This window comes from Nitrosospira sp. CT (genome assembly GCF_059489795.1).
The window spans coordinates 1-24396 of the sequence record NZ_JCAHZJ010000080.1 but is presented as its reverse complement, the minus strand read 5'-3'; the positions used below and the strand labels follow the sequence as shown (position 1 = coordinate 24396).

At 54.8% G+C, this 24396-nt stretch carries 19 protein-coding genes and 1 pseudogene; 9 read left to right on the top strand and 11 right to left on the bottom strand.

The genetic code is table 11. The features are described 5' to 3' along the window. Nucleotides 1-71 precede the first annotated feature (71 nt). A complete protein-coding gene (locus AC52W5_RS15225; RefSeq protein WP_107761260.1) occupies nucleotides 72-791 on the top strand; it encodes a DsbC family protein in 720 nt (239 codons plus the stop codon). A 51-nt stretch (nucleotides 792-842) separates the two neighbouring features. Here the strand turns inward: AC52W5_RS15225 and mltA are convergent, their stop codons facing one another. Continuing rightward, nucleotides 843-2036 carry a murein transglycosylase A gene (gene mltA / locus AC52W5_RS15220; protein ID WP_495671623.1) on the bottom strand — a complete coding sequence of 398 codons (1194 nt, stop codon included), beginning with the start codon at nucleotides 2034-2036 and terminating at the stop codon, nucleotides 843-845. A gap of 89 nt (nucleotides 2037-2125) precedes the next feature. Here mltA and AC52W5_RS15215 point away from each other — a divergent pair, with 89 nt between their 5' ends. The 3 genes from AC52W5_RS15215 (at nucleotide 2126) to gdhA (ending at nucleotide 3920) form a co-directional block, all read left to right on the top strand. Further along, nucleotides 2126-2248, top strand: coding sequence for a hypothetical protein (locus AC52W5_RS15215; RefSeq protein ID WP_256210548.1), 123 nt, complete (start codon nucleotides 2126-2128; stop codon nucleotides 2246-2248). A gap of 54 nt (nucleotides 2249-2302) precedes the next feature. Continuing rightward, the gene (locus AC52W5_RS15210) at nucleotides 2303-2491 is read left to right on the top strand and encodes a hypothetical protein (protein ID WP_495671622.1); all 189 of its coding nucleotides are present in this window, start codon (nucleotides 2303-2305) and stop codon (nucleotides 2489-2491) included. An 85-nt stretch (nucleotides 2492-2576) separates the two neighbouring features. Then, the gene (gdhA, locus tag AC52W5_RS15205; RefSeq protein ID WP_495671621.1) at nucleotides 2577-3920 is read left to right on the top strand and encodes an NADP-specific glutamate dehydrogenase; all 1344 of its coding nucleotides are present in this window, start codon (nucleotides 2577-2579) and stop codon (nucleotides 3918-3920) included. 112 nt (nucleotides 3921-4032) lie between these two features. On the opposite strand, the gene AC52W5_RS15200 is transcribed toward gdhA, so the two are convergent. Then, nucleotides 4033-5397, bottom strand: coding sequence for an NAD-dependent succinate-semialdehyde dehydrogenase (locus AC52W5_RS15200; RefSeq protein ID WP_495671620.1), 1365 nt, complete (start codon nucleotides 5395-5397; stop codon nucleotides 4033-4035). 145 nt (nucleotides 5398-5542) lie between these two features. On the opposite strand from AC52W5_RS15200, the gene AC52W5_RS15195 reads away from it, so the two are divergent. The 3 genes from AC52W5_RS15195 to AC52W5_RS15185 are packed head-to-tail and all read left to right on the top strand — an operon-like array spanning nucleotide 5543 to nucleotide 9694. Beyond that, entirely contained in the window at nucleotides 5543-7477 is a 1935-nt protein-coding gene (locus AC52W5_RS15195; RefSeq protein WP_074975757.1) for a lytic transglycosylase domain-containing protein, read from the top strand. A gap of 10 nt (nucleotides 7478-7487) precedes the next feature. After that, nucleotides 7488-8426: a complex I NDUFA9 subunit family protein gene (locus AC52W5_RS15190; protein ID WP_495671619.1), complete on the top strand. Its 939-nt coding sequence runs from the start codon at nucleotides 7488-7490 to the stop codon at nucleotides 8424-8426. A 26-nt stretch (nucleotides 8427-8452) separates the two neighbouring features. Beyond that, on the top strand, nucleotides 8453-9694 hold the full coding sequence (locus tag AC52W5_RS15185; RefSeq protein ID WP_495671618.1) for a multifunctional CCA addition/repair protein: 1242 nt from the start codon (nucleotides 8453-8455) through the stop codon (nucleotides 9692-9694). A gap of 90 nt (nucleotides 9695-9784) precedes the next feature. On the opposite strand, the gene msrA is transcribed toward AC52W5_RS15185, so the two are convergent. The 7 genes from msrA to AC52W5_RS15150 form a co-directional block, all read right to left on the bottom strand. Then, a complete protein-coding gene (gene msrA, locus AC52W5_RS15180) occupies nucleotides 9785-10261 on the bottom strand; it encodes a peptide-methionine (S)-S-oxide reductase MsrA (RefSeq protein WP_495671617.1) in 477 nt (158 codons plus the stop codon). A gap of 84 nt (nucleotides 10262-10345) precedes the next feature. After that, nucleotides 10346-11140, bottom strand: coding sequence for an SDR family oxidoreductase (locus AC52W5_RS15175; protein ID WP_495671616.1), 795 nt, complete (start codon nucleotides 11138-11140; stop codon nucleotides 10346-10348). A 9-nt stretch (nucleotides 11141-11149) separates the two neighbouring features. After that, a complete protein-coding gene (locus AC52W5_RS15170) occupies nucleotides 11150-11797 on the bottom strand; it encodes a thiol:disulfide interchange protein DsbA/DsbL (protein ID WP_074975763.1) in 648 nt (215 codons plus the stop codon). Nucleotides 11798-11863: 66 nt separating this feature from the next. Next, a complete protein-coding gene (locus AC52W5_RS15165; RefSeq protein WP_074975784.1) occupies nucleotides 11864-12457 on the bottom strand; it encodes an SPOR domain-containing protein in 594 nt (197 codons plus the stop codon). A gap of 14 nt (nucleotides 12458-12471) precedes the next feature. Then, nucleotides 12472-14217 (bottom strand): arginine--tRNA ligase, encoded by a 1746-nt coding sequence (gene argS / locus AC52W5_RS15160; RefSeq protein WP_495671615.1) that lies wholly within the window; start codon nucleotides 14215-14217, stop codon nucleotides 12472-12474. A gap of 95 nt (nucleotides 14218-14312) precedes the next feature. After that, nucleotides 14313-15227 (bottom strand): DUF2278 family protein, encoded by a 915-nt coding sequence (locus tag AC52W5_RS15155; protein WP_495671628.1) that lies wholly within the window; start codon nucleotides 15225-15227, stop codon nucleotides 14313-14315. A gap of 284 nt (nucleotides 15228-15511) precedes the next feature. After that, a complete protein-coding gene (locus tag AC52W5_RS15150; protein WP_495671614.1) occupies nucleotides 15512-16780 on the bottom strand; it encodes a TIGR03790 family protein in 1269 nt (422 codons plus the stop codon). Nucleotides 16781-16943: 163 nt separating this feature from the next. Here AC52W5_RS15150 and AC52W5_RS15145 point away from each other — a divergent pair, with 163 nt between their 5' ends. Continuing rightward, nucleotides 16944-18062: a rhomboid family intramembrane serine protease gene (locus AC52W5_RS15145; RefSeq protein ID WP_495671627.1), complete on the top strand. Its 1119-nt coding sequence runs from the start codon at nucleotides 16944-16946 to the stop codon at nucleotides 18060-18062. 345 nt (nucleotides 18063-18407) lie between these two features. Next, on the top strand, nucleotides 18408-21122 hold the full coding sequence (locus tag AC52W5_RS15140) for a 3-keto-alpha-glucoside-1,2-lyase-like domain-containing protein (protein WP_495671613.1): 2715 nt from the start codon (nucleotides 18408-18410) through the stop codon (nucleotides 21120-21122). Between the two features lie 127 nt (nucleotides 21123-21249). Here AC52W5_RS15140 and AC52W5_RS15135 read toward each other — a convergent pair whose 3' ends face one another. Together AC52W5_RS15135 and AC52W5_RS15130 are read right to left on the bottom strand one after the other, a co-directional pair. Next, nucleotides 21250-23214, bottom strand: coding sequence for a ParB/RepB/Spo0J family partition protein (locus AC52W5_RS15135; RefSeq protein WP_495671612.1), 1965 nt, complete (start codon nucleotides 23212-23214; stop codon nucleotides 21250-21252). Between the two features lie 867 nt (nucleotides 23215-24081). After that, nucleotides 24082-24273: pseudogene (locus AC52W5_RS15130) on the bottom strand (IS3 family transposase); the annotation flags it as partial. Between the last annotated feature and the right edge of the window lie 123 nt (nucleotides 24274-24396).

Below are 24396 nucleotides of genomic sequence, written 5' to 3'. Positions count from 1 at the left end.
TTTTCCTGTCCATCCACCAGAATAACCGCAGGCCGTCCGGCTGCATCCCATCCCAAAACGGAGTAAAGACCATGCGTTCAAAACTCGTTTCTCTCGCTTTGCCTTCTCTATTGCTATGCTTCCTTTCCAGCGCGTCCGCTGACGAGGCATCCCTGAAAAAAGCGATTCAGGCAAATTTTCCTGGAGAGAAGGTCGAAAGCATAAAAAAAACCCCCTATCTCGGTCTATATGAAGTGGTGGTAGGAGGCGAATTGTTCTATACGGACGACAAGGTTTCGTACCTTTTTTTCGGTCACGTAATTGATCCGAAAACGAAGGAAAGCCTGACTTCCGAACGCTTGCAACAGATCAAGGAAGCTCGGCGCATAGATGTGGGCACTCTTCCCCTGGAGCATGCGATCAAGGCGGTCAAGGGGAATGGAAAACGCAAACTTGTCGTTTTCTCCGACCCGAACTGCCCTTTTTGCAAGCGTCTGGAAAAGGAGCTGGTTAACGTAACGGATGTAACGGTCTATACCCTGCTTTATCCGGTGCTGAACGGGTCAATCCCGACCGCGACGGCGATATGGTGCTCCGAGGACAGGCTCAAGGCCTGGGAAGATTTCATGCTCAGGAATATTGCGCCCGCCGGCAAGGATTGTGCCACACCCATAGACGTGATTCTCAAGGCAGGGAAAGAAAACGATATAAGCGGTACGCCTACCCTGATTTTTGCCAACGGCTCGGTAACGCCGGGATTGATTCCCGCGGAAACCATAGAAAAGAAATTAAACGCGACCTCCACGAAATAGATAAATCGATGACAGGCGCTGGGAAGCGCCTGCATCCTCCAGTTCGCAGATTTATCTGGAGCTTCCCAGTACTCGCGCGGCAGGTGGAAAATCCTTGGGCAGATATTCCACCGGCATCAATACCCACATTCTCCCCGTCTGCCTCATCTTGCCCGCGTTCTGCGCTGCGTCAGGGCCAAATCCCCAGAAAAAATCCGCCCTCACATTCCCTTTGATTGCCCCGCCTGTATCCTGCGCCACCATCAACCGTTGAAGTTGCTCATCGGTATTTGGCCAGGTAGTGGAAAGAAAGACCGGAGCGCCCTGGGGGATCACACGCGGGTCCACCGCAAGGCTTCTTCCAGCCGTGAGAGGCACCCCCATGGAGCCGAATGGCCCCGCCACCGTGCCCGGCAGTTCACGGAAAAAGACGAAGCTTGAGTTCTGATGCAAAATATTCGGCAATTTCCGGGGATTCTTCTGCCCCCAGGCCTTGATTCCCTGCATCGAGGCTCTTTCCAGGGGTAATTCGCCCCGATCCACCAGCAGCTTCCCGATGGACCTGTAGGGGTGGCCGTTTTGATCCGCGTACCCCACCCTCACGATCTCGCCATTTTCAAGCTCCACCCGACCGGAACCCTGAATCTGCAGGAAAAACAGATCGACCTCGTCATCCACCCAGAGCAGTTCTTTTCCCTGTAGCGCTGCAGGGTTGCCGGATATTTCGGCCCGACTATAGAAGGGGACCACCTTGCGCCCTTCGAGTCGTCCCCGCAACCGCATGTTTTTGAGCTGGGGATAGACGGAACTCAGATCCACTATCAGCAGTTCTTCAGGGGTTGTGTAAAGCGGATAGCGGTAACGGGCGGAAGGCGTGCGACTCCCCTTGAGCAGAGGCTCGTAATAACCGGTGATAAGACCATTCTCACTCCCATCAGGATTCAATACCTGGTAGGGAACAAAATAGCTTTCAAAAAACTGGCGCACCGTATCGTCATCCTGTCCTCTCATGGAGTCAGCCTGAATGCAGGCTTCCTGCCATAGCGCCTTTTTTTTCAAAACAGTGCAACTCTGGAGGAACGCATCCAGGGCCGGCACAATCTCGTCATCCCTCCAGCCCTCTACTGTGTCCCAATCAGCAGCTCTGAGCACAGGCATGGGCTGGGGTTCGGCCGGTTTCTCCGTGACACGGGGAGTAGGAATGATATTGCAGGCGCCGAGCAACAGTAGCGCGACAACGGTAAGTGTGCGTAATTGGTCTTTCATGAAGTTTTGGGTTAAAGTTTCATATCGGAAATCTCTGAAAGAGCAATCCCGCTCATGGCGGCATCAGAGGCTTCCTCTTAATATACATCATGGTTGATCCTATGTGGATATTACTGCTTGAAGCTGGCGTAGCGCTGTCGCTACTGATTCTCGTCGTCTGGTGGACGACAAGACCTCAAAAGAAGGATGAGGATGAAGACAATAAAGAGTAAGGACCTTGGGATCCCGGCTGACAGTTGAAAGGCGGATGAGAGGATGTCAGAAATATGATAACGAAGAACAAGAACACCTCTGGTCCAGCGCGCTTTGACTTGTCGGTTCGCTTTCCTAGGGAGCGCCTCATTGAAATGATTTTTGAAAGCCTGTTGCCGGAAAACAAGATGCCCGATGCTTCGATGTTTCATCTTCCACACGTCCCGCACATCCAGCTTTCCATCGCGCAATTCCGAACATAAATTCAGTGCGATTCCGCAAGTTATTTGGCAGAATACCTGTCTTGGGAAAATGGTTTAGCACAAGAGGACATAAGGGGAATAACCAATGAAATATCGCAGTTTCGAGGAATTCTGCGCGTACGTGGCGGAGCATAATCCGGGACAGCCCGAATATCTCCAGGCAGTGACGGAAGTCATGGAGAGCCTCTGGCCCTTTATTACGAAAAACCCTCGTTATGCGGAACACGGCATTCTCGACCGTCTCGTGGAGCCGGAGCGAATAATCATTTTTCGTGTGTCCTGGGTGGATGATCGGGGGGAGGTGAAGGTCAATCGAGGCTACCGCATACAGCACAGCTCTTCCATTGGTCCTTATAAGGGCGGCACCCGCTTTCATCCCTCCGTAAACCTTTCCATCCTCAAATTCCTGGCGTTCGAACAAACGTTCAAGAACGCGCTTACGACACTTCCCATGGGTGGGGGCAAGGGTGGCGCGGATTTCAACCCCAGGGACCGCAGTCCGGGGGAGATCATGCGCTTCTGTCAGGCCTATATGACTGAGCTGTTCCGGCATATCGGCTCGGATGTCGATGTCCCGGCAGGCGATATCGGCGTCGGAGCCCGGGAAGTGGGCTTCATGGCAGGCATGATGAAAAAGCTTTCCAATCGTGCTGACTGCGTCTTCACAGGCAAGGGGTTGAGTTTCGGCGGGTCGCTCATTCGTCCGGAAGCTACCGGCTACGGTACCGTCTACTTTGCCGAGGAGATGCTCAAGCAATCCGGACGCTCGCTGGAAGGCATGCGTGTTGCCGTCTCGGGTTCGGGAAACGTGGCGCAATATGCTGTGGAGAAAGCAATGGCACTTGGCGCCAAAGTGATAACGGTTTCTGATTCAGACGGCACCGTAGTCGATGAAGAAGGTTTTACCCCCGAAAAGCTCGCTGAACTGATGGATGTGAAGAATAAACAGTATGGCCGTATCAACGCCTACGCAGAGCGTGTGAAAGCCGATTTTATTCCCGGTAAAAGACCGTGGCATGTTCCTGTAGAGGTCGCGCTCCCTTGCGCCACACAAAACGAGCTGAATGAAGAGGACGCCACCACGCTTATCAAAAACGGCGTGATATGCGTGGCAGAGGGCGCCAACATGCCTTCCACCGCGGAGGCGGTAAAGCACTTCGAGCGCAGCGGGGTTCTTTTTGCGCCCGGCAAAGCCAGCAATGCAGGCGGTGTAGCCACCTCCGGTCTGGAAATGAGCCAGAACGCCATGCGTCTTTCCTGGCAGCGGGAAGAAGTGGATGCCCGATTGCTCCAGATCATGCAGGCTATCCACCGCTCCTGCACGGAGCATGGGCGGCGGGAAGATGGCACCATCAGCTATGTCAACGGGGCGAACGTGGCAGGTTTTGTAAAGGTGGCGGATGCGATGACGGGCCAGGGCGTGATCTAGGGCCTGATCGAGCAATCCCGGTCCCTCCGGTCCCGATTCGCTCCTTCCTGTTTCAAGGAGGGAGAAGAGAAAACGGAATGAACTCGCGCTGCAATGGGTTTTTTTTGTGGAGTCATCGTACCCATACCGTTTTTACATTAACGAACTCCCGGATGCCATGATAGGACAGTTCCCTACCGAATCCGGAGTTTTTGGTTCCTCCGAAGGGAAGGCGTGGATCTGACCTGACCATGCCATTGATAAAGCTGCAACCCGCCTGGATTCGATGCGCCAGTTCCTCGGCGTGTTCGGTATCGCGGCTCCAGATGCTGGAGCCGAGCCCGAAGCGGGTGTCATTGGCAATGCGAATGGCGTCCTCCTCGTCTGCCGCGCGTATCACGGCCGCCACCGGTCCGAATAATTCCTCGTGATAAGCTCTAGTCGCGGCCGTGACGCCATCCAGGATGGATGGGAGATAGAATGCGCCCTCCCCCTCCCGCGGTTCGCACCCGAGAACCACCTGGGCTCCTTGTGCAATCGAATCAGTTACTTGCTGATGCAAGTTTTCCCGCAGATCAAGTCTTGCCATCGGGCCGACCTGCGTCGCCTCGTTCAGGGGATCGCCCATTTTCAATTCTCTTGTTTTCTTTATGAGCAGCGAACCAAACTCATCGGCAATGTCGGCCACAGGAATAATGCGCTTTGCGGCAATGCATGACTGTCCACAGTTCTGAAAGCGCGATCTCACCGCAAAGGTAGCGGCGAGTTCCAGGTCCGCATCCTTCAGGACGATAAACGCATCCGACCCGCCGAGTTCCATCACGCACTTCTTCAAGTGCTGTCCGGCGTGGGAAGCTATTTCCCGGCCGGCACGCTCGGAGCCCGTAAGTGTTACCGCCTGCACGTGATAGCTGGCGATAGCGTCGCCCACGTCCGATGACTCTATCATGAGCGTGCTGAAAAGGTGCGGGGGAAAACCGGCATCCTGGAACAACCGCTCGAGCGCCAAAGCGCACTGCGGAACATTCGATGCATGTTTCAGCACGCAACCATTTCCCGCCATGAGTGTGGGAGCGGCGAAGCGGATCACCTGGAAAAAAGGGAAATTCCAGGGCATCACGCCCAGGACGACTCCAAGAGGCTCATAGGAAACGTAACTTTTGCCGGCACCGGTCTGAACCATCTCGACCTGCATGAAATGCTCGGCGTGCACTGCGTAATAATCACAAACGAGCGCGCACTTTTCCACCTCCGCGCGACCTTCGCGCACAGGCTTGCCCATTTCCGCAGCTATAAGAATGGCATATTCGGCCGCCCGTTCATGCAAGAGGCTGGCGGCTCTGTGCATAAGCTCTGCGCGTTCGGGGAAACCCAGTCGCGCCCATTCAGGCTGTGCACGATATGTTTGCTCCAACGCCTCAGCCAGACGATTGCGATTCCAGCTCATATAGGTTTTCAGTGTCTTATTGGTCGCCGGATTCAAACTGATGTATGGCATGATGTGCTATTCTTAAAACAAAATCCGAATGGGAACAGGGGCTGGCAAAAAGAAATAAAGGAAATAAAGGAAAACAGCCTGTAAGTGAACCTGGAGCAGATACGCTCTTCAATTTTTTCCCTCAATTACTAATGTATAGCAGGTTATGAAGAAACTGTTGATCGGGCTGTTTTTGGCAACAACCTCCACTGCAACGTGTGCAGCCGCAAGAAATCAGGACTTCCTTGCCCTGAGGCACGCATATCAGGCCGGCAACACTGCGCGCGTGAATATGTATGCGCAGCGGCTGCAAGGACATGTGCTTGAGCCTTATGGAGCGTATTACCAACTGCGACCGCAACTCTGGAGTCCGAAGCTGAGTCCGGAGACTGTCAAGGAGTTTGTTGAGAAATATCGCGATAGCCCTCTCAGCGACCGCCTGATGGGGGAATGGCTGAAGGTCCTGGGCTGGACCGAGCGGTGGGATCTTTTCGCAGAAAACTATCCGCGCATGGTCAACAAGGATGTCGAGCTGGTCTGCTACTCTCTTCAACAGCGCTTGGCGGCAGGCGATCGCAGCATCTATAAGGAGGCATTTCCGTTATGGTTCAATGCACGCGAGATGCCGCAGAGCTGTAATCAGATATTCGATGTGTTGATTACTGCCGGGACGCTGACGGACGAGGATATCTGGTCAAGACTGCGTCTTGCTCTCGAATCCGGCAATGTCAGCGCGGCAAAACGCATCAATGAATACCTGTCCAAAAATCAGCGTCTGAACGAACGCAAGCTGAATGCCGCCACAGAAAATCCTCTTCGCTATCTGGAAAGGCATCGGCGTGAGATCAAAACACGCTCCGATCGGGAAATTGCACTTTTCGCCATGGTGCGTTTACTCCGCAGCGGACTTGATCAGGCGCATGCTTATTGGCCGCGGATACGCGACCGCTTCGGCGCGCCGGATCAGGCGTATTTTCTGGTGCAACTTGCGGACCAGGGGGCGCGACGGCTGGATCCGCGCGCATTGCAGTGGTTTGGAGAAGCCGCCAATACGCATAAGTCTGTTCAGCTCACCGACGCCCAGCTTGCCTGGAAAACCCGCGCCGCCTTGCGTGCCGGGGACTGGAATCTCGTGCTGGATACGATCGAGGCCATGTCGGCGGCGGAACAACGAGAGGGGGTCTGGCGTTACTGGAAAGCGCGTGCGTTGGGAGCTAAAGGAAAAATAAAGGAAGCAAATGCCATCCTTGCACCGTTGAGCAGCGAGCATCATTTTTACGGGCAACTGGCCGAAGAGGAGTTGGGCGTTACCATCGGCGCTCCTGCGGAATCCTTCAAGCCGACAGCGAAAGAAATTTCTGCAATGGAGCGGACGCCTGGAATCGCGCGAGCGCTGGCCTTCTACAACTTGAATTTGCGTCCGGAGGCGGCCCAGGAATGGATCTGGGCCGTGCGAAATTTTGATGACCATAAGCTGCTGGCGGCTGCGGAAGTGGCCCGCCGTCACGGGCACTACGACCGCGCCATCAATACCGCCGACAGAACCGTGCAGCGCCACGATTTCCACCTGAGGTTCCTTGCACCGCATAGAGATGCAATGCGCAACATCCTGAAGCAGCAGGAGCTCGACGAAGCATGGGTCTACGGCCTCATTCGCCAGGAGAGCCGTTTCGTCAGCGATGCCAAGTCCAGCGCTGGCGCCATGGGGTTGATGCAATTGATGCCTGCCACGGCAAAATGGGCATCCAAACAGGTGGGACTGAGAAAGTATCGTCCAAGCCTGGTGACGGAGGTAAACACCAATCTGACACTGGGCACCTATTATATGAAACACGTGTTGACCCAGTTCGATAACCAGTCGCTGGCTTCAGCCGCATACAACGCTGGTCCCAGCCGAGTGTGGCAGTGGCGTGATGAGAAGCCGCTGGAGGGCGCGATTTATGCCGAAACGATCCCCTTCAATGAAACACGCGATTATGTCAAAAAGGTGATGAGCAATTCCATGTATTACGCCCGCAACTTCGGGCATCAGGTCAAGGCGCTGAAGCAGCGCCTGGGTATTGTGTCGTCCCGGTTCGGGAGTGAAAAAGTGTCGGAGTGAGGGGTCTGACATGACATTCAAGAATGTCTGCATTTTCGGTGGCAGTGGCTTTGTCGGGAAACATCTCGCAAATCTCCTGACCGACGGGGAAATCTACCTGCGTATTCCCACACGAAACTACGAGCGTGCGAAGGAGTTGCTGGTGATACCCACTACGGATCTGATCGAAGCCGATATCCACGATGATAGAGACCTCGACAGGCTGCTCCTTGGCATCGATGCCGTGATCAACCTGGTAGGTGTGTTGCAGGGTGACTTTCATGCCGCCCATGTCGAACTGCCGCAAAAGCTCATCGCGGCCTGCAAGCGCAACGGCGTCACCCGCATACTGCATATGAGCGCCCTGAAAGCCGGGCCGGGTCAACCGAGTGAGTATTTGCGTTCAAAGGGAGAAGGAGAACAGATCGTAAAGACATCCGGGTTGGATGCTACTGTTTTCAGGCCGTCAGTCATATTCGGTCCTGGCGACGCCTCAATTAATCTGTTTGCCAGGCTGGGGCGCCTGCCGGTCTTGCCGCTGGCCTCACCCCATGCAAAATTCCAGCCGATCTTCGTCGAGAATGTCGTGCAGGCGTTTGCGCTCAGCCTGGATGAACCCCGTACTTTCGGGCAAAGCTACGACCTGTGCGGACCGAAGTGCTACAGCCTTCGCGAACTGGTGGAGTATGCGGCGCATGTGACGGGACACGATCCCGCCATCATCGGCCTTGGGGATGCCCTTTCCCATCTTGAAGCAGCAGCCATGGAGATACTGCCAGGCAAACTGATGAGCGTCGATAATTATTATTCCATGAAGATCGACAGCGTGTGCGACTGCGATAATTCAGAGGCACTGCTGGAAGTCTGGGGAATTCATCCTACGGCACTTGAAGAAGCAGCACCGATATATCTGAAACATCAGTTGCCCGGTGAACGTTACGACTATCTCCGTCATTGGTCGCGGCGTTGAGATAGATTGATACAGATAATTCCGGAATGAAAACCTATCTGGTGGGCGGTTCGGTGCGCGACGAGATACTGGGACTGCCCGTAACGGATCATGATTACGTGGTTGTCGGCGTCTCGCCGGAAGAAATGGTGGGACTTGGCTTTCGCCCGGTAGGAAAAGATTTTCCCGTTTTTCTTCACCCGCAAAGCCAGGAACAATACGCGCTGGCGCGCACGGAGCGCAAGGTTTCGCGCGGCTACAAAGGGTTTGAGGTTTATGCTTCCCCCGAGGTTACACTACAGGAGGATCTGGCGCGCCGTGACCTGACAATAAATGCAATCGCGAAGGATGAGCACGGCAACATCATCGACCCTTTCGGCGGAGTCGCTGATCTGGAAGCCGGCGTGCTCCGGCATATCGGCCCGGCATTCATTGAAGACCCGGTGCGTGTCCTGCGTACTGCTCGCTTTGCTGCACGTTTCGGTTTCCATATCGCATCCGAAACCTTGGCGCTGATGAACGAAATGGTTCATAACGGGGAGGTGGACGCCCTGGTGCAGGAGCGGGTGTGGCAGGAGTTTGCACGCGGTTTGATGGAGCGCCACCCTTCACGCATGTTTTACGCGCTGCGCGAGTGCGGCGCCCTCACCCGTATCATGCCTGAAGTGGATGCCTTATTTGGCGTGCCGCAACCACCGCAGTATCACCCTGAAATCGATACCGGGGTACACGTGATGATGGTGATCGACTACGCCGCTTCGAGGAACTATTCCCTGGCGGTCCGGTTTGCCGCACTCACCCACGATCTCGGTAAAGGCACGACTCCCCCGGAGGAATGGCCACGCCATATCGGACACGAGGCGCGCAGCGTCAAACTGGTGCAGGGCCTATGCGAACGTATCAACCCCCCTAACGAAATGCGCAACCTGGCATTGCTGGTGGCCCGCTATCACGGGGACGTACACCGCGCCGCCGAACTGCGCCCTGCCACCATCGCCAACCTGCTTCAGGGGGTGGATGCCTATCGCAAAGCCGAGCGCTTCGAAGAATTCCTGCAAGCCTGCTCGTGCGATTTCCATGGGCGGCCGGGCTACGCGGAGAGACCTTATCCCCAGGCGGATCGATTACGCGAAGCGTTTCACGCGGCCAGAAGCGTGGATGCGGGGACGATTGCCAAAGAACTGGCAAGAAGTGTTTCCGATCCCAGCCGCCTGCCTGTCGCCATTAACACCAGGGTAAGCGAAACCCGTATCGCTGAAATCAGAAACCGTCTTGAAAGCCTGACCTGAAGATCGCTTTTTCCTTCGATAGGCCTGAGCGCACTAAAAATTGCGCCAGGAAAAGCGGGGCATAGGCTTTTCTTATAGCTGAGTTAGCGCTCACATCTGGCAGTGTCCGGAGATACCGCGCTTTTCGAGGTAGCGTTGATGATATTCCTCGGCGGGATAAAAATCTGAGGCAGGTGTAATTTCAGTCACGACTGGGGCGCACCAGCGGTCGCTTTGCTCCAGTTTTTCCTTCGATGCTCGCGCCGCGCTCTCCTGTTCAGGGGTGTAGAAGAATATGGCGGAGCGATACTGTCTACCCACATCCGGTCCCTGCCGGTTGAGCGTAGTGGGATTATGGCAGTTCCAGAAGACGTCGAGCAACTCATCATAGCTGACCTGGGACGGATCGTATTCCACCTGCACTACCTCGGCATGGCCAGTCTTGTCAGTGCACACGTCGCGATAGGACGGATTTTTCAGATGCCCGCCGGAGTAGCCGCTAGTAACCTCCTTTACGCCTTCGACGGCACGAAAAGCAGCCTCCACACCCCAAAAGCAGCCTGCTCCAAAAATCGCTTTTTCTGTCATTGCTGTACCCTTATGTCATGTAAACCATGATCGGCGGACTGGCTATATCGGTTAATCGGTTAAATGGTGTTTTCTCCGTACAAATCAATCGGGAACCTGATAATTTTCTTTGTGGCCTTTGTGATTTAGGCGAGGTTTACGCGGTGTCTTGGCAAACAACCGGTCATACAGGAAATTGGGAAGCAACCGCAAGACTCGCGCGACAATTGCCATCTGCCACGGTATTACGGCAAACGATTTCTTGCTCTCAATAATGCGGGCGATCTTGCGGGCGGTGTCGTCCGCCGTCAGGATGAAGGGCATGGGGAAGGGATTATCGGCTGTCATGGGCGTTATGACATAGCCGGGGCAAATGGTTATGACGGATAGGCCGCTTCCATGCAATTCGACGCGGAGGCTTTCCAGGTAGCTGATTGCAGCCGCCTTGGAAGCCGAGTAGGCACCGCTGCCGGGTAGGCCACGATACCCGGCAACACTTGCAATTCCAACCAGACTACCCTGCCCGACGGTTCGCATGAGCGAAATAAAGGGCTGAAAGAGGTTCACCATGCCGACAACATTCGTGGCGAGAATATCCTCAAAAACCTCCTTGTCTTGGGCGCATTCGGTGAGTGTGCCGTGGCTGATGCCCGCGTTGGCGATGACGATATCTGGGCAACCATGGCGGACGATAAAATCTTCTGCCGCAGTCCGCAGGGCAGAAGCATCACGCACATCGGCGACGTAGATGGATACTTCCGCCATCTCCGCCGCAAGGTTCTCCAGCAAATCCGCCCGCCGCGCAATCAGGCCGACCGTTGCGCCGCTGTCGGCGTAATGGCGCGCCAATGCCCTCCCGAGGCCTGCGGAGGCGCCACTGATAATGACTTTTAGTGTCAACGGAAGAGGCTATTTCCGAGTCCGTTCCTTGCGCACTTTCTGTATCAGCTCTTCCATGGTTCGAATGGTATCGTCCGGCGTACTGCCCATTCTGCCACTCGTGAGATATCTGCCATCCACCGCTATCGCAGGCACGCCGGTAAGGCCATAATCCTTCGAGAAATGCACCGATCTGGATAACTGGTTCTGTACCGAGAACGAATTATAGACATCTATAAATTTCTGACGGTCTATTCCCTGTTTTGCAATCCAGTCGAACAGCACGTCCTCCTTGCCCAGGTCTATCCCGTTTCTGTGAATGGCATCATAGACCTTGTCATGCAGCCGATCTTTTTCTCCCAGTGCTTCCAGCGCATAAAATGTTTTTGCGGCCGGCTCCCAGGTTGGACGAAAAACCGCCGGAACATAGCGGAAGCTGACATCTGCGGGCTTGTTCTTGAGCCAAGCCTTGAGGCGTGGATGCAACTCGTAGCAGTGGGGACAGCCGTACCAGAAAAATTCCATGACTTCTATATTCTTTCCCCCTTCCGTTGGAAAAGGACGGGGCAGGACCTTGTAATCCTTTCCTTCGACGATATCCGCGCGAGCAGTGGAAATCGACGGAAAGTTCATACCGGCCAGCAACAGGAATGCGGTAAGCAGCCGCAGTAAATTCATATTTTTCTCCTTCAGTTGAACGTCCCGAGATTGGTGGATCGTTTATCGGTCCCTGTCTTGCTGCCCCTACGCTCCTTCATGCACCCTGATGGGGCTTGTCTGGACGCCGTTCTGCTGGAGCGACGCACGAATCCGGTTCATGTCATCCACATTGGAAAAAGGTCCTACACGTACGCGGTGCCACAGTCCCTTTTGCGGGACCTCGGCAGTCTGGACAGCCGCTTCCACTCCCAGCATCGCCAGCTTCGCTTTCATATTATCGGCATCATCCGGATTCTGGAATGCCCCCGCTTGAAGAAAGTACTTATCCTGGGAGGTCGGCTGCTTGGCAACCTGTTTCAGCTGCTGCTCCGTTACAGGTTCCTCCGTAGAGGGAAGAATATTATAAAATTCAAAGCGCGGCTTGCTGTCGGGCGCTTTCGCGGTTTTGTCTTCAATGCCAGCCGCTTCCTCTTCTTTCTCAGACTTCTCCACAGCATCCCCGTTCGCGGCACCGTTCGCCTGCTTGTCCTGGGAGATAAAGGGACTGGGCGCTTGGCTCATGTACATCCAGGTGCCCATGGCGGTGAGAAGGCCCAGGACATAGCCGATAAACATTCCGAAAAAGAGGGTGCCTGTTTTCTTTCCAGAGTAAAGAGGCGTTTTATAATCTCGATTCAAGTAAGGATGCGTCATCACATTTTAGCTGGCGCGCTCACGCCCAATAGTTTAAGACCGTTATTCAATACCTGTCTGACCGCCGCCACAAGCGCCAATCTCGCAAGGCGGACCGCCATCTCCGGCACCAGGAAACGAGTAGAATTATAGTAACTGTGGAACTCGCCTGCCAGTTCCTTCAAGTAAAAGGCAATGAGGTGGGGAGAGAATTCCCTCGCCGCGGCTTCGACCGTTTCGGGATAGTCGATCAGCTTCTGCAACAAGGAGAGCTCTGCAGGACCGGTTAATGCAGAGGTGTCGGCTGCAACCAGCATGCCTGGATCTTCACCCCACTGTTCCAGCACGCTGCACACCCTTGCATGCGCGTATTGCACGTAATACACCGGGTTATCGGTGCTTTGCGACTTTGCCAGGTCCAGGTCGAAATCGAGATGCTGATCGCTCTTGCGTAATACGTAAAAAAAGCGCGCCGCATCGGTTCCCACTTCCTGACGCAACTCCCGCAAGGTGACAAATTCTCCCGCCCGGGTGGACATCGGCACCTTCTTGCCATCACGGTAGAGTACGGCAAACTGCACCAAGGCAATTTCAAGTTTCCCGGGATCGAGCGCCAATGCCTGAATGGCGCCTTTCACCCGTGAAATGTAGCCGTGATGGTCCGCACCCCAGATATCGATCACACGGTCGAATCCGCGTGAGAATTTGTTGAGGTGATAGGCAATATCGGAGGCAAAATAGGTGAACTGGCCGTTTTCGCGTTGCACCACCCTGTCCTTTTCGTCACCGAAATGGGTGGAGCGGAACCATTTGGCGCCATCCTGCTGATACAGGTAATTGCCTTCTTCGAGCAGATGAACAGCCTGCGCCACATTCCCGCTGTCGAATAAGGATTGCTCGGAAAACCAGATATCGAAGGTGACGCCGAATTCCATCAGATCGTTGCGGCAATCTCCCAATTGCTCGTTCAGAACGAAGTTATGGATGTAGGCATAATCCTGCCCCAGCAGCTTTTTCGCGTTGGCAATCAATCCATCAAGGGCAGCCTCTGTGCCCGCTTCCGAGTCGGCAGCGCTATCAAACAGCAGTTCCGGCTCATGCACATAACGCCCGGCATGGGCTTTATGAATCAGCCTTGCCATGTCGCGCACATACTCCCCCTGATAGGCATTGGGCGGAAAGGCTGATGCGACACCGTTCAGTTCCAGATAGCGCAGCCAGGTGGAAAGCGCGAGAATGTCCATCTGGCGGCCGGCATCGTTGATGTAATACTCGCGTGTGACCGAATAGCCTGCGGCCGCGAGCACATTGGCAAGGCTTGCGCCAAATGCCGCACCCCTGCCGTGTCCTACATGCAATGGACCCGTGGGATTGGCTGAAACGAATTCGACCTGGATTTTTTCCCCTGCGCCCATGTTGCTGTGCCCAAACTTCTCGCCGCTCTCCAGCACATATCGCGAAAACTGCTGCTTGGCCGAGGTCGCGAGAAACAGATTGATAAAACCCGCGCCTGCAATTTCCACTTTTTCCAGATAAGGGGAGGCGGCGAGTGCGGTGGCAAGAGATTGCGCAATGTCGCGCGGCTTTTGACGCAATGGCTTGGCCAGTTGCATCGCCAGGTTACAGGAATAATCGCCGTGGCTCGACTGCCGCGGACGGTCAAATTCTATATCGAGATTCAGGTCCGCCCATCCCCTGTCATTCAGGGTATTGCGCAGGATATCGGTAAAGTGGGATTTGAAGTTAGGCTGAACAGGGGGAATCACGACATTCTCGGCTGTTACACAGCCGCTATTATAACGGTCTCCGGCCAAGTTACGCGCATCAGTTTACGGTGGGGGATGGATAAATCGCAGTCTTGCTAAAAGATAATCGTCCAACCCGGCTGATTTGCCTGCTGCCTGGTGTAGGATACACCATGCACCTTCAGGCCGTTCTGGTTCAACAGGGTGATGATGCCCCCCTTGTTGGACAGCGCGACCGGCGGCTGAATATCGATCCGAAGCGGCGCGCCCGGCTCGATAGTCCCTCTTAACGGCATTTTCGCTTTCTGCTTGTCAGCCAGTTGCCAGCCCGCCAGGGAAATAGCGCGATCACTTGCGTTCAATATATTGACCCACTCCTTTTCGGGAGATTCGATCGAATTAACCATTGCCGAAATAATGCGCACCAGTCCGTCCGGCAGTGCTTCGGTCGGTTGCGGCACGATCGGATCCGGATTCCTCGGTTCTCCCTCTTCACCTTCGGCCAACGTATGGCCGGTCCGGTCATCGGTATGCCAGCTTTGCGACTGAAATTTCAAGAAAACAGTCGTCCACTGCCGCTGGAGAGGAAAATGGAATAGCGCCCCGCCATCCTGCCACACGCCATCATCCTTGATAAAGCTTCCGACATTTCCCTGGTTCATGTGAATATCGTGTATGCCGTTACCGGGCAGAAAACCAAAATACTTATCCGCCTTGTTGCTCTCCGGTCCCCACCTTTCACCGAAGGCGTAAACCAGGGCCTCTTCATCCGCCATCGCGCGCTGCACGATCTGATCGAGCTTCTCGTTCAGGTCATTATCGGGGCCGGGAAGATCGGGTGGAAGCGGCGTCATCATCCCGGGTTGCAGGAGGTTGCCGCGGATCAGATCAAGTGCACCCGAGCCGGAGTTGGGTGCAAGCCGGCTAAAGCCGCTGGGAAGCGCCTCTATCGTCGAGGTGAGCGGATGGACAAAATAAGGCTTGATGTAATACATCAACTCGGATGGAGCCAACTGCGATCGCACGTTAATTGCAATGCGGTAGTGGGTTCCAGTCTCATCGACAAGATGAATCTGATAGTGGGGGATGATCCCGAACCTAAACGACGGCCTATTGCCCTGCCTTTCAGAACACCATAATTATTGAGCGGCATATTCTTCTCCAGGGTTTATTCAGTGATCTAGTTATTCAGCATAGCTGCAAACCCGGCCGTCTGCTCTTCGAATACCATGCTTCGATCGAACCTCTTTATCGCCTATTGCTCTATTGTCTATGCGGTTGACCTCTTCATAAATCCATACTCTTCGGACAACATCTACCATCTCAACCGCAGGTAGCCTTCTGTTTGATTGAAATTGAAGCGCAGTCGATTCATGCCGCGTCGGATTGCGGCCTGCCTGGGCAATGGCTTGAACGGTCCTGCAGCTGAACGGGACTGCTCGATTCGAAGTTGTGTTTCACGTGGCGAGAAAATGCGTAATTCGAACTGCCCGGTGCGAATTTCCCGCAACTCCGGCGCAAATGGCTGCGCGAGCGGCTCTCCTATGAACACGCCCTCTCCCGGCCATGCCACGCTCTTCCAGTAAGCCTCGATGGCGCTGGCGCCAAGCGCATAGTGAAACATGGCAATAGCGGGAAAAGGAAATTTCTGCATATGGCTGCAGGGTTCCACCACCGTCCCATAACTTGCCGTGGCTCCGGCCTCAAGCCATTGCACGCTGCTCATCTGGCTTGAGCCTGTAAGCTGCCCTCCCGCCGAGGTCAGATGGTCCGCCAATGCGCCCGGCAAAAAATCCAGCGTATCGAGCTGCGGTACCCGAACCAGTCCCGTGAAGTAAAATAGAACGTCGTGCCGATCGGCAATCGCATCCGTTTCAAGAATCTCGATGGGAAAAACGCCGTTCAGTTGCTGTGCTGTCATTTCGAAATAATTCGCGCGCACGCTTCGCGCCTTGTCAGAAGTAATGACAAGATAGGCATGTCCTGCGGGGAAAGTGTGATCGGCTGCCACCCCGCGATCGATCAGCGATTTGACCTGTTCGAAATCGAGCCCCGCCAACATCATCGCCGGCCTCAACTGGTGGTCACTGACAGGATGATGACTCGGCGAATTGAAATAGGGACTGGCGGCAGTTGCGCTGCAATTAAAGGAACAATACTTCTCGTCGAATCCGAAAGCCAGCGCAGAAGTCAGCGACATGCAATCCACCCGGTAGGGAAGGGTCCAGGCCACTGCGTAGGCCTGGACGTGCGCAGGCACCTTCTGGTCTATCTCGGCTTTCAGTTCCTGAAACTCCTCCCGTGACAGTACGGTTCGACCGGGAGGAAACTGTAAATGAATCATATTGGCCGCTGGAATGCCGCGCGCCTCGCGGTAGTACTGTCCAATCTGCACTGAAAGAGGGTCGCTGTCATTGATGATGACGGCGACGTCGTCAGAGGTAAGGCTGGTTTGCGGCAACTGGATGTGCGTTTCGGCCTTGCCTGCCGACGGGAGCAATAACAGCATGACAAGTGGAGTGGCGACAAGGAGCGCAATCCGCATTGCCAGAAGAAAGCTGGATTTGCTACCGGTACGCTGCATCTCTCTGGGTCAGGCACATTATCCGCTGCACCCGGCTGGTGGAAAAGCATCCAGGAAACCAATGCCCGAAAAGGGGATCAGAGAGGGATTGTTATTCCTTATTGCATCAATACGTTTCATCCGCATGCATCATAATGATTCCAGAAGAACAGGTCTACCTTCCATGCTGTCACTCCATGATCTTCTTCACCGGCAGGTTCCTCGAGTTCCAGTAACGAAGCTGCTGGTGGCGACCAACCTGCTGATCTTTGTAGCCATGCTTGCCAGCGGAGCAGGCTTGTGGCACTCATCCAACAGCGTACAACTCGCCTGGGGCGCCAATTTCGGTCCCGCTACCCAGGATGGGGAGTGGTGGCGCCTCGGGACCGCCATGTTCCTTCATTTTGGCCTGGTCCATCTCACATTGAACCTCTGGGCGCTCTGGGATGCAGGCCAGCTGGTTGAACGCATGTACGGGCACGCGCGCTTTACCGCCCTCTACTTTGCCAGCGGTCTTGCCGGCAATCTGCTCTCGCTGGTTGCACATAAAGGCTTGGCCATCTCCGGTGGCGCTTCAGGCGCCATTTTCGGCCTATATGGCGCCCTGCTGGTATTTCTCTGGCGCGAGCGCGGCAGGCTGCATCCCCACGAGTTCCGATGGTTTTTCTGGGGCGCCACGGCCTTTGCAATTGTCAGCCTTGGACTCGGCCTCGCAATTACCGGTATCGATAACGCTGCTCATATCGGCGGCTTCGTAACCGGTCTGCTCGGTGGAATAATATTTGCGGACCCCGCCAGGATGAGCGGAAAGTCTTCTCACGTGTTCAGCAGTCGCCTTTCCGCTATAAGCATTCTTGCACTGGCCGTCTTCACGCTGATCGTTCGGATTCCACCCCCCGCCTATAAGTGGAGCGAGGAAGTATTGGCGCGCAAGGAAATCGGCAATTTTCTGCGCGATGACAGGGCGATCACCCAGGCCTGGCAGCATATACTCGATGAGGCCAGGAGAGGAGGAGTCTCCTTTGACGAACTAGCGGGACAAATCGATACCGCGGTGGGTAATCCCTATGAAGAAAGCTTCGAGCAGCTTTCGGAACTTCCACCTGATCCCGCATTGCCTTCTGCCGCTACAGTAGAAATGCTGCGAGACTACGCCGAACGCCGCAGGGATGCGTCCCGCGCCCTTGCGGAAGGTCTGCGCACCCACAATCCCGCGCAAATCCGCCACGCGCTGGAAATGGCGAGACAACCCCCTCAACTGCCCAGGCTCTCCTCGCCAACTCCGTCCACCCTGCCCCACTGACGCTGCCGATCCCGCGTTTCGCGAAAATAACAAGTCCGGCCAAACCTGGAGGGGAAAATTTCGAGACAGTATAAGACTTATTCAATCTCTGTTCGTCTGGCAGATCCTTTCTTGACATGCATGGCTTATAAGCTAAGGTTAATAGGATAAACAAATTCAAGGTCAGCAATTATCCATTCGAGCTCGTAAAGTAAAAAGAAACACCCCAAGTGCCGGGAATAACTTAACTTTGGTGTAACCCGAAGCAGATAACGTTTGGAAGTTCCGGCTTCTCAAGCAAGCTCGTTTACTTAATGCAGGATTGACTGTTTCCTGTAGTGATTGAAATGAATCAGGAGGATATATATGGCCCAGCCGCTGACTTCTGAATCGACCTCGTTCACCCTGGACAATATGGGGAGGTACCTTTGCAATACCTTGCAGGAAGCATTTGATAGCACCACCCAAACCATTGCCGGTCGACAACGCGCGTTCGACGTGATCGTTGTCGGGGGGGGAACCTTCGGAGCTGCCATCGCGGAACATCTCTTCGTAACCGACGCTGGAGGAGACGGTACACGTAGCTGCCGAATCCTCGTGCTGGAGGCTGGACCTTTCGTGCTGCCCGAGCACATGCAGAACATGCCGTTTATGGGAGGCGCTCCGGATCTGCGTGTGCCGTGGGTAAATCACCCGGCACTCAACTACAGCGGACTGATCTTCGCCATTGGAGGGCGTTCACTGACCTGGGGCGGCTGGTCGCCTGAGTTGCTCGACTTAGAGTGGGCCACCTGGCCACAAACAACACGCGATGACCTGCGCACGAGATATTTCGAGCAGTCAAGTGATCAGATCGGGGTCACGGCGACGAACGACTTCATTTTCGGCCCGCTTCACAGTGCGTTACGCAAGCAACTTCATACTGGCCTTAAAACGCCAGGTAACGAAACAGGTTTTTCCTTCGCCGATCTGCCCGATCACCCCAGTGTGCGTTATCACGATTCCACGCTTGGCCCGATCAACGTCGCACTATTGCGCAAATGGTTGAATCTCCCTGCCGGGAACAGGACATCAAAAGCAGAATTGCTTGAACTGCTCAAACTTGAAGCGCCCCTTGCAGTTCAATCCAGGACTGAATCAGGATTATTTCCAACGAACAAATTCAGCGCTGTGCCCGGTCTCATTCGCGCCGCGCGGCTCGCAAACCGCGAGGCTGATGGTACAGGGCCTATAGCGGACGCGCGAAAGAGGCTCATGATCGTTCCGGACTGTCATGTACAGGAACTCATCACTGAGACCCAAGCGGACAATTGGGTGCGTATCACGGGAGTGCGCGTCTGGCAAAACGGGATGTCCGTGGATATTCCACTTGCACCGCCGCGAGATAGCGGGCAAAGCGCAGTCGTCATTGCGCTCGGTACGGTCGAAACGACACGTGTAGCACTCACCACATTCCAGCAATCGCTCGCAGGTCGTGCCGCACAGCGCATGGGCTCAAATCTCATCGCTCATTTGCGCTCGAACCTGACCATTCGTGTGCCAAGGAAGGCAATTGAAGCAAATCTCCCTCCCGAACCGTTCAATAGCCTCCAATGTTCCGCCCTATTCGTGAAAGGCAAGGCAGCCAGCGGAAGTACATTCCACTTTCAGATCACAGCTTCAGGTTTAAACGAACTGGGTACCGACGCCGAGGCAGAACTCTTCAAGAAAATTCCAACTCTTGAACATCTGGAGGGCATGCTTCGCGCCAACGATAAAACCGTCGTGATCACGATTCGCGGCATCGGCGAGATGAAACCGCGTAACCCGGACAGCTTCGTGGATCTGTCTATGCTCGAGACCGAATTCGGGCGGCCAAAGGCGGTTGTTCATCTTGGAAACGCAAAAGCAGTACCAGAAGCCTTTCCGGGCAGTAACGAAACAAACATCGACCGGGCCACATGGGATGAAATGGATTCCGTGTCTGACAAGATCGCGCTGATCTTCGCAGGAAATGAGCCATTCGAGATTCTCCCCACCCAATCGAGCGCCATTCCGGTGCCGGTGGGAAGCAGAGCACAACGACTCGCCTTACTGGGCGCATTCAGGAACCGCCGCGACGACTTGGGTACGACGCACCACGACACCGGCACGATGCGTATGGGCGACAATATCGCCGATTCCGTTACCAACGACTTCGGCCGCATCCACGATACCACCAACTGCTATATCGCCAGCCCCGCGCTCTTTCCAACGATGGGTTCCCCAAACCCGATGCTCACTGGCATCGCCCTGTGCCGCCGTACCGCCGACCTGCTCAGCAGCAGTGTGCTGCCCAGTTCGGAGCCGGTCATCAGTCCCCAGCCCGAAGCGGGTTTTCGCTCATTATTCGACGGTACGGATAAGACCTTCAAGGACTGGTACCTTGCCGGCCCGGAGGGTGGAGGCATGCTTCATTTGAACGGGGAGATGGTAAGTTACGGGGGTGGCGGACTGAGACTTTTTTATTACGCCAAGGAAGCCTTTAGCGATTTTACGTTGCGTCTCCAGTTCCGTATCTTCGACACCGCGAACCATAACAGCGGCGTCTTCGTTCGCTTCCCGCGTCCGACACTTGAACTTGCCGATACGCTCAAAACCCGTATTCCGAATGAGCCGTTCTTCGATGCAGGCAACGCGGCATGGAGGCCGGTCGTAGCGGGCTTTGAGGTTCAGATCGATGACAACGCGCGGGGCGACTCGGGCAAGGATTTCTATGGAATCAGGCCTGAGCCGGATGGCCTGTTCAAAAACCGGACGGGTGCCATATACAAGATTCAAGCCGGCGATCGCGTCTGGCACCTGAACTTCAACGAGCCTGCCGTGCAGAATTACACCCCTGGGCCCGCGCTTGTTCCTGGTATCTGGTTCGAATACGAGATCGAGGTACAGGGCAATAACTACAGGGTTTTTCTAACCAATATCCAGACCGGCGTACGGCAGCAGACCACCTCATTTGACAATACCGATGGAGAGCGCGGCCGAGTCCCCGGTTTCATCGGGATACAGGTGTATCCTGGCAGCACCTTGGCGTGGCGGCATGTACGCATCAAAACGCCCTGAAAGCACCGTAAAAGGCACGTCGCGAATAACCCCTGGTCAAACAATGCCGTATTTCCTGTCGTGGATCAACGATAGAGAATCAAGCCAGTGGAAGCAGCACAATCTGTCACAACCGGCAAAATCCAATCTACGCATCACTTTGTTTGCCCGTGCGGGTTTTAGTCACCTTGAAATGATCCGGCAACCATTTCATGCCGGATAGTACCTGCTCTGCTTGCCGCACAAGGTTGCCTTTCTTGAGCCCATTCATGCGCCGTGCATGTTCGGGTGAAACCGCTTGCGCCACAATCGTAAGGAGCCGGTCTTTGCTGACGTGGGACAGATAGCTCTCCCCCGTCGCTTCCCACCAGTCAGCCATATCCAGATTCAAGGCGCTCATGAGTGCAGTGACTTCCTGCGGCGGTGTGCTTTCCCGCTCCGACACCGTATTGACCGAAACCGCCGTGCAGAAAGCCAGCAGATCCAGAAGGTCTTGCTGCGACTGCTCCAGTAGCCACCCAAACAGAGTCTTGCCGCTCCGCCCTGCCGCATCGATACGCTTCTGCCATTGCCGGCGCTTTTTTGCAAGTGCGGTCGCTGCCTTGCTCTGTTCGATACCCTCCGCGTCCGGCTTGAGGCGGGTTTCATCGATGCTGATCTGCAGGATAGGATTTGACGCGGAATCATTTGGGAAGATCTGTACCGCTATCCGGTGCACGAGGGCGGCGAGCGCCACTTCCGGCCGATCCGTCATGGCCGCCTGCACGGCGGCCGTGCGATGCACGGTCAGCATGCGGGTCAGTTTTTCCGAATGGACCGGCTTCTCGCCGACTCCTTCGATCCCTGCCGCTTCCCGCTCCCTTGACTCTCCTGGTTCCTCTGGTTCCTTTGATTCCCTTGATTTCCTTGATTCCTTCGGCTGCTTCTTCATATCCTCCTTGCGGATGAGGCCCCGCTCGATGCGGAGCTTGCCTTCGTGGTCGACGGTGGCAATAGCCCCTGCAATTGCAAGATCGTCCGGATAAATTTCTTCCAGCGATTCGGTAAGCTTCGTCAGTTCGTCCCGAATGCGCTCCGCTTTTTTCTTTTTCTCTGTCGCTTCGTAGAGTTCCCCTGTCTTGCCCCGCTCCTCATCGCAGGCATCGTATCCAGCCTCGATGGCTTCCAGCTCCGCTTCCAGCGCATCCATCCTGGCCTGCTCCTCCGCAGTCGGCTCACGCCTGACTATACGCATCTGCGAGAATTCGGCCCTGTCGGAATAGTCGAAAGTGGTGCGAACCTGCACCCACGCATATCCTTTCTCCTTCAGCGACTCGACCGCCTGATTGAGTTTTTCCAGGGCAAGCGATTCGAGCAATTCGGCATCCTGCATATAACCGTCGCCCTCCTCCCCGAAAAGATCACGACGTATCACGCCTCCTGCGGCCTCGTATTCCTCTACTCCAACGAACCGGGCAAGCGGGTTCGTCCTTATGTTGATCTCAGTTTCGGTGATGAGCCGCCGGAAGGTTGCGCCGTTGCGCTGGTACTCCGGCGTGTTGTGCCAGAGCCGCTCCTGCAATTCGTGGTCATCGGTGAGCGCCAACGCCGTTATCTGCTCGAAGCTCATCTTGTCTTCCGCATACAGCGCGAAAATCCTGGGGGAGACCTTGGTCAGTTTCAGGTAACGCCTGACGGTCAGCGGAGAGACGCCAAAGCGTGGGGCAATCTCATCCAGCGCAAATCCTGCATCTATCAGGGCGCGGTAGGCCATGACGAGATCGGCAGGATGCATATGCTCCCGGCCACTGTTCTCGGACAGGCTTATTTCCAGCGCCTCTTTGTGCTCGACCACGCGGCAATCCACCTCATGGTCTTTCGACAGCCGCCCATCGGCTACCAGCAGGTTCAAGGCGTTCAGCCTGCGCCCGCCGGCAATCACTTCATACTTGCCGCTTTTCCTGCCCTTTTTCTGCTGCACGGTAACGACCAGGTTATGGATCAATCCCTGTGAAGCGATCAGGGCGGCCAATTCTTCGATGCCGGTCCCCTGCTTCTTGCGAACGTTCAGGGGCGAGATGACGAGTTTTTTTATCGGAATGCGGATAAGGGTGGTTTCGATGGTTTCCATCATGGTTCTCCTAGAATGCTTAAATAAAACGGAAAAGAAAAGCCGGTGGTATCAGTGTTATCAAGCATCGGCACTGGCATTAATATTCGTCAGGCAAAAGGAATGCCATGCGCTTCCGTGATAATCCAGCGCGTATTATCTCCGAATCCTTCCCGGTTCCCGAAATGGTTTATCTTATCCATCTGCCAGGCGGAGAGGATGGGAGTGCTGCCTTATGGCGTCTTTTTTGGCTTCCGGCCCCCTCCGGCATGGGACAATTCGTTATCCATTCAAAAATACTGACCACCGCCGACCGGTTTCGCTTTCGCAGGGCATGTGCCAGTTAACGGAACGGGCGAGACAAGACAATCGGTTTCCTGGAAGGAGTTGATCTGCCAAGAATTTTGTAACCAAACGCTTACTGTCTCCATGTTAATTTTGACGTGGAGGCGGATATGAAGAAGCGATTCGTGAAGAACAGATTATTGGGATATTGAGGAAAGATGAAGCGAATGGGGAAAACCGAACATACCCTATTTCGATATAGAGTTCATTCTAAGCTCGCTGGCTGTTACGTATTGCATTGCAGCACTTGGCTGCGCAGTAAAGTCAGGAGCACTACGCGGCACGGCGGCAACGAATCTATCGACGTAGTTCATGATCGATCTCCTTCATCGTTTGAATTGCGCCGTTTGGTCAAACCTCGCTTTTACTACTGTCTACCTCTATCTGTTAAGCAAGCTTAAGGACAAGCTGAAGTGGTAAAACTACACTGCTAAAAACGTGGATCAAGATTCTTGCTTTGAGGCTGCTGCGATAATCCGGTATACGGAGGCTTCCCCAATGTCTAGTTGAATCGCCCCGGGTTCCGTGGAGGCTGATTGGTTTAAGTTAGATCTCGACGGTGACCTTTTCGGTTAGTTGCCGATAATAATTTTCTTCGGCTTCCGCTGGTGGGATATACCCTATGGGTGACAACAAGCGGTGATGGTTAAACCACGAAACCCATTCCAGCGTAGCCAGTTCGACCGATGCCCGGGTTTTCCAAGGGCCGCGACGGTGAATTACTTCGGCCTTGTACAACCTGATGTCCCCCCAATTCTGCTGGGATTCAAAACTAGAGTCTGGCCGCTTCTGACAGTCTGACCTGGTTGAATTTAACGTATTCGCTTGGGGTCGTCTGTGATCATTATAGTCGCGTCGCCA